12 protein-coding genes and 1 pseudogene are annotated in these 11,302 nt (G+C 72.4%); 9 read left to right on the plus strand and 4 right to left on the minus strand.

The genetic code is table 11. The features are described from left to right. The first annotated feature begins 10 nt into the window (after window positions 1-10). From ACTMS2_RS18525 to ACTMS2_RS18535, 3 genes are all read left to right on the plus strand, one after another. Window positions 11-1,252, plus strand: a complete 1,242-nt coding sequence (locus tag ACTMS2_RS18525) for an RNA polymerase sigma factor (protein WP_441176477.1) — start codon at window positions 11-13, stop codon at window positions 1,250-1,252. A 65-nt stretch (window positions 1,253-1,317) separates the two neighbouring features. After that, on the plus strand, window positions 1,318-2,229 hold the full coding sequence (locus ACTMS2_RS18530) for a hypothetical protein (RefSeq protein ID WP_441176478.1): 912 nt from the start codon (window positions 1,318-1,320) through the stop codon (window positions 2,227-2,229). A 72-nt stretch (window positions 2,230-2,301) separates the two neighbouring features. Then, window positions 2,302-3,339, plus strand: coding sequence for an aminotransferase class V-fold PLP-dependent enzyme (locus ACTMS2_RS18535; protein ID WP_441176479.1), 1,038 nt, complete (start codon window positions 2,302-2,304; stop codon window positions 3,337-3,339). Between the two features lie 39 nt (window positions 3,340-3,378). Here ACTMS2_RS18535 and ACTMS2_RS18540 read toward each other — a convergent pair whose 3' ends face one another. After that, window positions 3,379-4,239, minus strand: a complete 861-nt coding sequence (locus ACTMS2_RS18540; protein ID WP_441176480.1) for an SPFH domain-containing protein — start codon at window positions 4,237-4,239, stop codon at window positions 3,379-3,381. Between the two features lie 225 nt (window positions 4,240-4,464). On the opposite strand from ACTMS2_RS18540, the gene ACTMS2_RS18545 reads away from it, so the two are divergent. From ACTMS2_RS18545 to ACTMS2_RS18570, 6 genes are all read left to right on the plus strand, one after another. Continuing rightward, window positions 4,465-5,226 (plus strand): ABC transporter ATP-binding protein, encoded by a 762-nt coding sequence (locus ACTMS2_RS18545; protein WP_441176481.1) that lies wholly within the window; start codon window positions 4,465-4,467, stop codon window positions 5,224-5,226. Then, window positions 5,213-5,905 (plus strand): ABC transporter ATP-binding protein, encoded by a 693-nt coding sequence (locus ACTMS2_RS18550; RefSeq protein ID WP_089001027.1) that lies wholly within the window; start codon window positions 5,213-5,215, stop codon window positions 5,903-5,905. Before ACTMS2_RS18545 ends, ACTMS2_RS18550 begins: the two co-directional genes overlap by 14 nt. 40 nt (window positions 5,906-5,945) lie before the next feature. Next, window positions 5,946-7,202 (plus strand): ABC transporter substrate-binding protein, encoded by a 1,257-nt coding sequence (locus tag ACTMS2_RS18555; protein WP_441176482.1) that lies wholly within the window; start codon window positions 5,946-5,948, stop codon window positions 7,200-7,202. A gap of 7 nt (window positions 7,203-7,209) precedes the next feature. Then, window positions 7,210-8,091 (plus strand): branched-chain amino acid ABC transporter permease, encoded by an 882-nt coding sequence (locus ACTMS2_RS18560; protein ID WP_441176483.1) that lies wholly within the window; start codon window positions 7,210-7,212, stop codon window positions 8,089-8,091. After that, complete coding sequence (locus ACTMS2_RS18565; RefSeq protein WP_441176484.1) at window positions 8,088-9,104, plus strand: branched-chain amino acid ABC transporter permease; 1,017 nt, start codon at window positions 8,088-8,090, stop codon at window positions 9,102-9,104. The genes ACTMS2_RS18560 and ACTMS2_RS18565 overlap by 4 nt, the downstream gene beginning before the upstream one ends. 76 nt (window positions 9,105-9,180) lie before the next feature. Then, entirely contained in the window at window positions 9,181-9,810 is a 630-nt protein-coding gene (locus tag ACTMS2_RS18570) for a transcriptional regulator (protein WP_441176485.1), read from the plus strand. Window positions 9,811-9,837: 27 nt separating this feature from the next. Here the strand turns inward: ACTMS2_RS18570 and ACTMS2_RS18575 are convergent, their stop codons facing one another. The 3 genes and pseudogenes from ACTMS2_RS18575 to ACTMS2_RS18585 form a co-directional block, all read right to left on the minus strand. After that, window positions 9,838-10,470: a DsbA family oxidoreductase gene (locus ACTMS2_RS18575; RefSeq protein ID WP_441176486.1), complete on the minus strand. Its 633-nt coding sequence runs from the start codon at window positions 10,468-10,470 to the stop codon at window positions 9,838-9,840. A 105-nt stretch (window positions 10,471-10,575) separates the two neighbouring features. Beyond that, on the minus strand, window positions 10,576-10,938 hold the full coding sequence (locus ACTMS2_RS18580) for an antibiotic biosynthesis monooxygenase (protein ID WP_441176487.1): 363 nt from the start codon (window positions 10,936-10,938) through the stop codon (window positions 10,576-10,578). A gap of 184 nt (window positions 10,939-11,122) precedes the next feature. After that, window positions 11,123-11,302: pseudogene (locus ACTMS2_RS18585) on the minus strand (hypothetical protein); the annotation flags it as partial.

Consider the following 11,302-nt stretch of genomic DNA (forward strand, 5'->3'; position numbering starts at 1 on the left):
GGGCGCCGGCGTGACCGCCGACGTCGATCACCTGCTGCGCACCGAGGCGCCGCAGGTGCTCGGCGCGTTGGTGCGGCGCTTCGGTCACTTCGACGTCGCCGAGGACGCGGTGCAGGAGGCGCTGCTCACCGCGAGCCGGGCGTGGCCGGTCGACGGCGTGCCGGAGAACCCGCGTAGCTGGCTGATCCGGATCGGCTACCGGCGGATGGTCGACCTGCTCCGCTCCGAGGGGGCCCGGCGCCGGCGCGAGCAGGAGGCCGCGGCGGCCGAGCTGGCCATGCGCGAGCCGGCCCGCCGGGCGCACCCTCCGCCGGCGACCGACGACAGCCTCACCCTGCTGCTGCTCTGCTGCCATCCGGCGCTGAGCACCACCTCCCAGGTCGCGCTCACGCTGCGCGCGGTGGGGGGCCTGACGACCGCCGAGATCGCACACGCCCACGGGACGACCGAGGGCACCATGGGCACCCGGATCAGTCGCGCCAAACAGCAACTGGCCCGTGCCGGCGCCCGCTTCACCCCGCCGGCCGACGCCGACTGGCACGACCGGATGATCGCGGTGACGCGGGTTCTCTACCTGGTCTTCAACGAGGGCTACACGGCCTCCGCCGGTGCCGAACTCGCCCGCGTCGACCTGACCCGCGAGGCGATCCGGCTGACCCGGATGCTCCACGCCAGCCTGCCGGGCGACGCCGAGGTCACCGGGCTGCTCGCGCTGATGCTGCTCACCGAGTCTCGGCGGGCCGCCCGCACCGGCCGCGACGACGAGTTGGTGCCGCTGGACGAGCAGGACCGGACCCGGTGGAACCCCGACCTCGTCCGCGAGGGCACCGCGCTGATCGACAGCGTCTGGAGCCGGCGCGAGGTGGGCCCGTACCAGTTGCAGGCGGCGATCGCGGCCGTGCACGCCGGCACCGGGTCGCCGGAGAACACCGACTGGCCGCAGATCGCGGCGCTCTACCTGTGGCTCGAACGACTGCACCCCACCGCGCCGGTACGGCTGAGTCGGGTGGTCGCGGTGGCGCGGGCGTACGGGCCCGCCCGGGGGTTGGCCCTGCTCGACGACCTCAACGGGCGCTTCCGGCTGGATCGGGAACCCCTGACCCGGCGACGGGAACGCGCGGTGCGGGCCCACCTGCTCGAGACGACCGGCGACGCGGCCGGCGCGGCCACCCTGTACCGCGAGGCCGCCGCCCTGACGGACAACCAGGTCGAGCGGCGGTACCTGCTCCACCGCGCCGACCGCCTCGACTGACCACCGCACCAGCATCCCCACGAGCGATCAAGCGGGGCCGCGGCGGATGCGGCATGATCGCGGGCATGACCGTGCCCGCCGGGGAGGCCGCCGCGAGCCCGCTGCGGGTCCGCGACCTGGTGCCGGACTTCCTGGCGTACGCGCGCCGGGCCGCGCACGCCCCCCGGCAGCGGTGGGCGCAGCTGTGGCGGACGCACTACCTGGCACCCCACCGCGACCTGTACGCGACGCTGGACCGTCAGGGCGACTGGTCCGGGGTGGGCGATCTCGAAGGTGTCCTGGAGCGGCTGCACGGGCGGGAGGCGGTGTTCGCCGCGCGCGCGGAGCGGCTGGCCGCGTTGCTGCCCGCCACCGTCGCCGGGGTGGGCCGGGCGATGGGCTGGCCTGGCGACGGAGATCCGCTCGACTGTGTCCTGCTGGTCGGGCTGGAACAGTCCAACGGCTGGGCCGACGAGTTCCGGGGCCGGCTCGCCCTGTTCCTCGCCGTCGAGCGGCTCGGCGAGCCGGAGCACGACGAACTGCTGGTCCGGCACGAGGTGGCGCACGTGGTGCACGACCGGCTGGCCCGCATCCGGGACTGGCCGGAGCACGGGGTCGCCAACGCGCTGCTCACCGAAGGGCTGGCCACCCAGGTCACGGCCGAACTGGACCCGCGACGACCGGACGACGAGTACCTCTGGATGGGCGCCACACACCGGCAGTGGCTCGCCGACTGCCGGCGCCGCTGGCCGGAGATCCTGCACCGGATCGCCGCCGACATGGACGCCACCGACCTCGACCGGTACGCCGCCTGGTTCCTCATGCGCGACAGCGTCCACCGGGGCGACCTGCCGCGCCGCTGCGGCTACCTGGTCGGCCTGGAACTGGTCCGACTCCTCCGCGAGCGCCATCCGCTGCACGAGATCGCCGCCTGGGACCTCGACCGGGGGCTCGACGAGGTACGACGAGGTCTGCACGCCCTGCGCACGGCGACCTGAAGGCAGCACCAGGGGCCGCGAGCGCCGGATTGGCCGTCCCGGTCCGCCGCGCGGGTGGCTAGCGTCGACGGCGTGGAGATCGCACAGGCGCAGAAGTTGTGGCAGCCGCAGCCGGGTTGGCTGAACACCGCCAGCTACGGGCTCCCGCCCGAGCCGGCGTGGGACGCGGTGCAGGAGGCGATGGTCGACTGGCGGGCCGGGCGTACGTCGTGGGAGGGCTGGGGCCGGGCCACCGAGCGGGCGCGGGCCGCCTTCGCCGGGCTGGTCGGGGTGCCGGCCGCCGACGTCACGGTCGGCAGCACGGTCTCGCAGTTGCTGGCCCCGGTCGCCGCCGCCCTGCCCGCCGGCGCGACCGTCGTGGTGCCGGAGGTCGAGTTCACCTCCAACCTCTTCCCGTGGCTGGTGCAGGCCGAGCGGGGCGTGCGGGTGCGTACCGTGCCGCTGGCCGGGCTCGTCGACGCGATCGACGCCGACACGGACCTGGTCGCGTTCAGCCTGGTGCAGTCGGCCGACGGCGCGGTCGCCGCGTACGCCGAGATCGTCGCGGCGGCCCGGGCGCACGGCGCCCTCGTCGCGGTCGACGCCACCCAGGCGTGCGGCTGGCTGCCGTTCGACGCGGGCCTGGCCGACGTGGTGGCGGTCGGGGCGTACAAGTGGCTGATGTCCCCGCGCGGCTCCGCGTTCGCCTACCTGGCGCCCGCGCTGCGGGAGCGGCTGCGCCCCGACGCCGCCGGCTGGTACGCGGGGGAGGACCCGCACGCCTCCTACTACGGCCCGCCGCTGCGCCTGGCCGCCGACGCCCGCCGGTTCGACATCTCGCCGGCCTGGTTCAGTTGGGTCGGCACGGCGCCCGCCCTTGAGCTGGTCGCCGAGATCGGCGTGCCGGCCGTGCACGCGCACGACGTGGCGCTGGCCAACCGGTTCCTCGCCGGGTTGGGCCGGCCGCCGGGGGAGAGCGCCATCGTCGCGGTCGAGGTGCCCGACGCGGCGCAGCGGCTGGAGCGGGCGGGCGTGCGGGCGGCCGTACGCGCCGGCCGGGTGCGGGCGTCCTTCCACGTCTACTCCACCGAGGACGACGTCGACCTCGCCCTGGACGCGCTCACCGGCTGAACCGGGGCTCCTCCGGGGCGGGTCGACGCCGGCCGGTGGTCACTTGGCGCCGGTGACGATCCCGGGGTTGATGCAGAGGCCGGGGTTGCTGCCGTTGCGCTCGGCGATCTCCAGGCACCGCGAGACCTTGTCGACCTTCGCGTTCGTCTCGGTGATCTGCTTCTGGATGGCGGCGTTCTTGCGGTCCTGCTCCAGGTTGCGGGTCTGGGCGAGCTTGTCCTGGAACGCCTTGATGTTGCCCTCGGTCTTGTCGTCGTGGTTGACCCGGGTGATCGTGACCGACAGGATGTCGACGTCGCTGGAGAGCCGCGTCTCCGCGCTGGACTTGATGCTCTCGGCGAAGGGCTTCAGGTCCACGTTCAGGTTGCCGGTGTTCGCGTCGATCTTCTCCAGCGGGTTGTACGTCGCGAAGGCGTCGTTGACGGCGCTGTCGAGCTGCACGCCCACCCGCTGGCCCCGGAAGCTGTCGAAGTCGCCCTTGTAGTCCATGAACTGCTTCGGCGCGTTCTCCGGCTTGACCTGCCACTCCACGAGCACCTCGACGCAGGCGTCGGCGAGCGTGCCGGTGCGGACCCGGACGCAGTGGTCGCCGCCGATGTGGTCGTACTTCTGCCGGCCCGCGTCCCACTCGCCGACCTTGTGCCAGGGGGCGACCCACTTCAGGCCCGAGCCGGTGACCTTGCCCGTCGGCTTGTTGAAGCTGGTCACGATGCCGACCGAGCGGATCGGCACGGAGTGGGCGCTGGAGCCGACGATGAACACGAGCGCGCCGGCGAGGCAGCCGAGTGCCGCCAGGGTGGCGGTGCGCTTGGTGGGCCTGTTCGGGGCGGCGAGGGCGAGCAGGCCGGAGATCGCCAGACCGACGGCGAAGATGATCGCAACAGTGAAGCCGAAGGGCATTCGCTCGGCACCTTTCGCGGGAGGGGCCCATCACCCTAGGGACACCGGTCAAGGTGAGGCGCAGGTGGGGCGCGGCGTGGGGGTTCCGCACGGCCCGACGCCCCGGAATGTGGCTGCCATCGACATAGTTCGACGTCCCGGCGCCGCCGTAGGTTTCCAGCACGCGACGGCCATGTGACCGCGGTCACCGTTCCGGTCGTCGCCGGACCTACGAAGGAGTAGGCGATGGCCGGGCGAGCGCTCCTGTCGGCCCGCGGGCTGACCCGTGACTTCCGGGGCTTCCGGGCGGTCGACGGGGTCGACCTCGACATCGCGGCGGAGAGCGTCCATGCGCTCGTCGGCCCGAACGGCGCCGGGAAGACCACCCTGTTCAACCTGCTCACCGGCTTCCTGCGGCCCAGCGGCGGACGGATCGAGCTGGACGGCCGCGACATCACCGGGCTGCCCCCGGAGCGGGTCGCCCGGCTGGGCGTGGCCCGGTCGTTCCAGATCACCAGCCTCTTCCCGCAGCTCTGCGCCCGGGAGCACGTCGAGCTGGCGTTGCAGAGCCGGAGCGGGCTGGGCTGGCGGTTCTGGCGCTCGGCGAAGCTCATGCGCCGCTACACGGACCGGGCCGGCGAGCTGCTCGACATGGTCGGGCTGGCCGAGCTGTCCGAGGCCCCCGCCGAGGCGTTGGCGTACGGGCGCAAGCGGGCGCTGGAGCTGGCCATCGCCCTCGCCCTCGACCCGAAGGTGCTGCTGCTCGACGAGCCGACCGCCGGGATGGGCCTGGAGGACGTCGACCGCACCGTCGAGCTGGTCGCGCGGGTGCGGCGGGGCCGGACGGTGGTGCTGGTCGAGCACAACATGAGCGTCGTCGGGAGGCTCTCCGACACCGTCACCGTCCTACAGGCCGGCAAGGTCCTCGTCGAGGGCCCGTACGAGCAGGTGCGCGCCGACGAGCGCGTCATCACCGCCTACCTGGGAGCCGCCGATGCTGCGCATTGAGAACCTGTCCGCCTGGTACGGCGAGGCGCAGGTGCTGCGGGAGGTCAGCCTCGACGTCGCCGCCGGCGAGGTGGTCACCCTCGTCGGGCGCAACGGCGCCGGCAAGTCCACCCTGCTGCGCTGCGTGATGGGCCTGCACGCCGGCCAGCGCGGCACGGTGGAGCTGGACGGGCGCGACGTCGGGCGGCTGCCCGCGTACCGGCGGGCGCGGCTGGGGCTCGGTTGGGTCCCCGACGACCGGGGCAGCTACGCCACGCTGAGCGTGACGGAGAACCTCACCCTGCCGCCGAGGGTCGGCCCCGACCCGTGGTCGCTGGAGCGCGTGTACGAGGCGTTCCCCGCCCTGCACCAGCGGCGCGACTCGGCGGCCACCATGCTCTCCGGCGGCGAGCAGCAGATGCTCGCGCTGGCCCGGGTCCTGCGGATGGGTGCCCGGCTGCTGCTCTGCGACGAACCGACCGAAGGGCTCTCCCCGCTGCTCGTGCGGCAGGTCGGCGACCTGCTGCGCGAGGCCAAGCGGCACGGGGTGACCGTGCTGCTGGTCGAGCAGAACCTGCACTTCGCCACCGGCGTCGCCGACCGGCACTACCTGCTGGCCGAGGGACGCGTCGTGGAGGCGATGGACAACTCCGAGGTGCGCTCCCGGGAGCGGGAGCTGCTGTCGTACCTCGGCATCTGAATTCCGATTCGACGACCCGCGCGGCGCGCGGGGTGGAGGGATGGGTATGCGTAGGACGGTGGGTGTGGCCGCCGCTTCGGCGGCGGTGGTGCTGGTCGCGGGCTGCGGCGGCGGTGGTCCCCGGTCGGGCGGCGACCAGAAGCTGACCGGCGGCAGGATCGTGCTGGGCGTGCTCAACGACCAGTCCGGCGCGTACTCCGAGCTGTCCGGCAAGAACTCGGTGAAGGCCGTGCAGATGGCCATCGCCGACTTCAAGGCCAGGCACGGCGACAGGGCGGTGACCGGCGACATCACCGTGGAGACCGCCGACCACCAGAACAAGCCCGACATCGCCAACAGCAAGGCCCAGGAGATGTACGACCGCCAGGGCGTGGACCTGATCCTCGACGTGCCCACCTCGTCGGCGGCGCTGCGGGTGGCCGACGTGGCGAAGGAGAAGAAGAAGCTCTACTTCAACATCGGCGCCGCGACCACCGACCTGACCGGCAAGAGCTGCAACAGGTACACGTTCCACTACGCGTACGACACCTACATGCTGGCCAACGGAACGGGCAAGGTCACCACCGAGCAGGTCGGCAGGAACTGGTACATCCTCTACCCGAACTACGCCTTCGGCCAGGACATGGAGAAGAGCTTCTCCACCGCCATCACCGCCGCCGGCGGGCAGGTCGTCGGCAAGGACGGGGCGCCGTTCCCGAACACCAGCGGCGACTTCTCCACCTTCCTGCTCAAGGCGCCGACGCTCAACCCGAAGCCGCAGGTGCTCGGCACCATGCAGGCCGGCGCCGAGCTGGTCAACGTGGTCAAGCAGTACAACGAGTTCAAGCTGCGGGACAAGGGCGTCGGGCTGGCCGTCGGCCTGATGTTCATCACCGACATCCACTCGCTCACCCCGGCCGCGCTCGCCGGCACCACCTACACCGACGCCTGGTACTGGAACTTCGACGCGAAGAACCGCGAGTTCGCCGACCGGTTCCAGTCCGAGACCGGTACCCGGCCGTCCTTCGCGCACGCGGCCAACTACTCCGCCGCCACGCAGTACCTGGAGGCCGCGCAGACCGCCGGCACCGACGATGCCGACGCGATCGTCAAGGAGTTGGAAGGCAAGGAGGTCGACGACGTCTTCCTGCGCAACGGCAGGTTCCGCGCCGAGGACCACCGGGTCGTCCACGACGCCTACCTCGCCCAGGTGAAGCCGCAGTCCGAGGTGAGTGAGCCGTGGGACTACGTCAAGGTCCTCAAGACCATCCCCGCCGCCGAGGCGTTCCGCGCCCCGTCGGCGGACTGCAAGATGTGACCAGGGCATGACCGGCTTCCTGCAGAACACGTTCAACGGGCTGGTGAGCGGGGCGTTCTACGCCCTGCTCGCCCTCGGGCTCGCCGTCATCTTCGGCATGCTGAGAGTCGTCAACTTCGCCCACGGGGCGTTCTACATGCTGGGTGCCTTCGGCGCGTACGTGCTGCTCACCGAGGTGGGCGTACCGTTCTGGGCGGCGTTGGTGATCATGCCGGTGGGGCTGGCCCTGGTCGGCATGGCCCTGGAGCGGGCCTTCATCCACCGGCTCACCCGGCTCGACCCGCTCTACAACTTCCTGCTCACCTTCGGCCTGACGCTGATCCTCCAGGACCTGGTGAAGCTCCGCTACGGCGTGCAGTCCAGCCCGTACGAGACCCCTTCCGCGCTCGCCGGGTCGGTCGACTTCGGGCTCTTCGACTTCCCCACCTACCGGGTCTTCATCCTCGGCTTCGCGGTCGCCGTCTGCGTCGGCGTCTGGTGGGTGCTCACCCGCACCCGGATCGGCATGGTGGTCCGGGCGTCGACCGAGCGGCCCGAACTCACCCGGGCCTTCGGCATCGACGTCGGGCGCTGGGTGACCCCGGTCTTCGGCTTCGGTATCGGCCTCGCCGGTCTCGCCGGGGTGCTGGCCGCGCCGATGCGGGCCGTGAACCCGCTGATGGGCGCCGACCTGGTCATCGTGGTCTTCGCGGTCGTGGTGATCGGCGGGCTGGGCTCGATCTTCGGGTCCGTCGCCGCCGGCTTCGGCATCGGCCTCGTGCAGGCGTGGGGCGAGGCGTACCTGTCCGACTTCCCGATCGTGTCGCAGACGATCGTCTTCATCGTGATGGCCGTCGTGCTGCTCTGGCGCCCGGCCGGGTTGTTCGGCCGTGAGGAGGCACCGGCATGACGAGCATCGTCGACACCGCGACCGACGCCGGTCGCCCCGCGCCGAGGTCCGGGCTGGTCGCCGTGACCCGGGCGCCCGGCTGGGTCCGGTACGCGCTGCTCGCCGTCGGGCTGCTGGTGGCGTTCTGGCTGCCCAACGGGCTCTACCCGGCGGTGGCGGTGGACATCCTCTGCTGGGCGCTGTTCGCCGTCGCCGTGGACCTGCTGCTCGGCTTCACCGGGCTGATGTCCTTCGGGCACGCGGCGTTCTGGGGCGCCTCCGCGTACGTCACCGGGCTGACGGCCATCCACCTCGGCCTGCCGTTCCCGGCGGCCGTGCTGGCCGGGGCGCTCGCCGCCGCCCTGCTCGCGGTGCCGATCGGCTACCTGGCGGTGAAGCGGACGGGCATCTACTTCGCCATGGTCACCCTGGCGTTCGCGCAGCTGGTCTACTACGTGGCCAACGAGTGGCGCTCCGTCACCCGCGGCGAGAACGGCCTCCAGGGCGTGCCGCGCGAGCTGTTCGGGCTGGACCTGACCGACGACTACTACTTCTACTACGCGATCCTGCCGATCGTGCTGCTCGGACTGGCCGCCGCCTGGCGGATCGTGCACTCGCCGTTCGGCCGGGTGCTGGTCGGCATCCGCGACAACCCGGCCCGCGCCCGCGCGCTCGGCTACCCGGTGCACCGCTACAAGCTGACCGCGTTCGTGCTGTCGGGCTTCATCGCCGGGCTCGGCGGCGGGCTGTTCGCCGTCGGCCACCGCTTCGTCTCCCTCGACGTGCTGCACTGGACCACCTCGGGCAAGGCGGTCATCGTGGTGGTGCTCGGCGGCATCGGCACCCTCTGGGGCGGGGTGCTCGGCGCGGGCATCCTGGTCCGCCTGGAGGACTGGCTGTCGTTCTCCGGGTTCGAGGCGATCGGCCTGGTCACCGGCGGCATCTTCGTCCTCGTCGTCCTCGTGTTCCGGCGCGGCATCTGGGGCAGCGCCGCGGCCCTCGCCACACGCTGGGCGGCGTCCCGCCGCCGTTAGTCGCACCCGGGCGCATCCATTCGCGACCCTCCCGACGAATCCCCTGGTAGTGAACGTCTACCCGGGGGTACGTCTGGTGCTGACAGATCCCATGCCGGTCGAGGCCGTCGAGACCGCGCGCAAGCATCTCTCCCTGGCCGCCGAGGACCTCGACGCCAACCGGGTCGCCGCGCTCGTCGTCGAGGCGGCCGACGAGTGGGGCGCGGCGGCGCTGTGGGAGCAGGTCTGCGTGCCGATGCTGGCCGCGTTGCCCGGGCACACGGCCATCGAGGTCGCCGTCGAGCACGCCCTCGCCGAGGGCGTCCGCGTCGGCCTGGACGTGTTCCGGCGCGTACCGGGCCGCCCGCTGCCCACCGGCGGCGTGCTGCTGGCCGGAGCCGAGCAGGAGACGCACTGCCTCGGCCTGCACGCCCTCGCCGCCGCGCTGCGCGAGCGGACGCGGGGCAGCCTGCTGCTCGGACCGGCCCTGCCGTGGACGGCGCTCGCCAGCGCCGCCCGCCGCGTCCGGCCGCGCGTCGTCGTGGCCTGGGCCCAGACGCCGGTCACCGGGCGCGCGTACCGCCTGGTGCGCTTCGCCCGCGACTTCCCGGCGATCCAGGTGTACGGCGCCGGTCCGGGCTGGATCGAGCCGCTCGGCGACCCGGCGACCCGACTGTCGACGCTGCCCGCCGCCGTCGCCGCCTGCGCCGCGCCGCTCCTGCCCTGACCGCTGCGCGCCGTCGCTGCCCCGGTCCTATTCCACGGGTACGGCCGGCCGGCCGCTGAGCAGGCGGCGGAGCCGATCGGGGGCCTGGACTCCGGAGATCGGGGGCCGACCGTCGATCACCAGCGAGGGGACGCCGGTGACGCCGCACTCCACGGCGCGGCGCTCGTCGGCCCGGACACGGTCCGCGTAGGCGTCACCGGCCAGCAGGGTACGGACGTCGGCGACGTCCAGCCCGGCCTCGACGCCCAGCCGTTCCAGGACGTCCGGGGCGGCGACGTCGAGTCCCTCGGTGTGGTAGGCACGCAGCAGCCGTTCCATCATCTCGTCGGCGACGCCGCGGTCGGCGGCCAGGTGACCCAGTCGATGGGCGTCGAACGTGTTCACCGGTCGCGCGAGGTGCAGGTTGAGTTCCAGGCCCTCGGCCCCGCCGAGGGTACGGATGCGGGCGACCCTGGCGGGTGCGGCGTCCGCCCACCAGTCCGCCATGGCCTCGGCCGCCGTCCGGCCTGGAGTCCTGCCCTCGTGCGGGGCGAGTTCGAAGCTGCGCCAGACGACCTGTATCCGGTGACGGTCGGGGATGCCGGTCAGGGCGGTGGCGAGGCGCCTCTTGCCGATGTAGCACCAGGGACACAGCACGTCCGCGTACATCTCGATCTTCATGAGTTCCTCCGCGTGCGGCACGACCTGCGGTCGCTGCTCGGGGCGAGTCGGATCCGGCTCCCGCGGCCGCGGGACCCCTCGGGTGGGCCGTCGGCGGCCGGGAGGTCAGGCGTCGGTCTTCTGCGGGCCGGGCCCGATCTCGCGGACGACCGTGTAGGTGGGGATGCCGCTCATCCGGGCTTCGGCCCTGCCGGACAGGCCGCCCAGCGCCTCGGCGATGGCTGCCATCCGGCCCTCGGTGTCGGAGGTCGCCACGAAGTTGTCGTAGTCCGCCCTGCTCGCCCAGCGCACGATGTTGTAGACGCGGGTTCCGTCGGTGCTGACGTGGAACCGGGCCGACTGGTAGCCGGGATAAAAGCGAACCCACCGCTCCTGAACGTCCGCGAAGGCGGCCACCAGTTCCCGCTGCGTGTCGGGTCCGTCGGCCGTGTAGTCGATGATCGAGTAGAAGCCGGTGTCAGGGCTCATGCGTACTCCCGTGTGGGACTTGTCGGAGACCGTGGATCCCGACTGATCCTCGAACCTCATCCGAACTTGAGGTCAAGCCCTTCGCGGAAAGGTCAATGAACGTGCCGCTGGCCGGCACCCCGGGTTCGGGTGCCGGCCAGCGATCCCCCTTGTGGTGGAAAGTCGGTGTCCGCGGTTCGGTGTGTCAGCTGTTCCAGTGCTCGGCGACCAGGTCGGCGGCCTGCTGCTCCCACTGGGCGTAGTGGTCGGGGTAGGCCGACACCTGCACGGTCTGCGCGGCCTTCGTGAGGGGCATGTCCTGCCACCCGTCGACCTGCTTGAGGCCCTTGAGGAACGCGGTGGTCGAGTACTCGGGGTCGGTGAT

Origin of the sequence: Micromonospora sp. SD12, from assembly GCF_052068495.1 — a bacterium.
GTDB classification, from domain to species: Bacteria; Actinomycetota; Actinomycetes; order Mycobacteriales; family Micromonosporaceae; genus Micromonospora; species Micromonospora echinofusca.

What these genes read in the sequence shown, in the direction of transcription:
- ACTMS2_RS18530 (WP_441176478.1), top strand. Translation starts at nt 1,318, where the DNA reads ATGACCGTGCCCGCCGGGGAGGCCGCCGCGAGCCCGCTGCGGGTCCGC.
- ACTMS2_RS18540 (WP_441176480.1), bottom strand. Translation starts at nt 4,239, where the DNA reads ATGCCCTTCGGCTTCACTGTTGCGATCATCTTCGCCGTCGGTCTGGCG.
- ACTMS2_RS18545 (WP_441176481.1), top strand. Translation starts at nt 4,465, where the DNA reads ATGGCCGGGCGAGCGCTCCTGTCGGCCCGCGGGCTGACCCGTGACTTC.
- ACTMS2_RS18550 (WP_089001027.1), top strand. Translation starts at nt 5,213, where the DNA reads ATGCTGCGCATTGAGAACCTGTCCGCCTGGTACGGCGAGGCGCAGGTG.
- ACTMS2_RS18555 (WP_441176482.1), top strand. Translation starts at nt 5,946, where the DNA reads ATGGGTATGCGTAGGACGGTGGGTGTGGCCGCCGCTTCGGCGGCGGTG.
- ACTMS2_RS18560 (WP_441176483.1), top strand. Translation starts at nt 7,210, where the DNA reads ATGACCGGCTTCCTGCAGAACACGTTCAACGGGCTGGTGAGCGGGGCG.
- ACTMS2_RS18565 (WP_441176484.1), top strand. Translation starts at nt 8,088, where the DNA reads ATGACGAGCATCGTCGACACCGCGACCGACGCCGGTCGCCCCGCGCCG.
- ACTMS2_RS18575 (WP_441176486.1), bottom strand. Translation starts at nt 10,470, where the DNA reads ATGAAGATCGAGATGTACGCGGACGTGCTGTGTCCCTGGTGCTACATC.
- ACTMS2_RS18580 (WP_441176487.1), bottom strand. Translation starts at nt 10,938, where the DNA reads ATGAGCCCTGACACCGGCTTCTACTCGATCATCGACTACACGGCCGAC.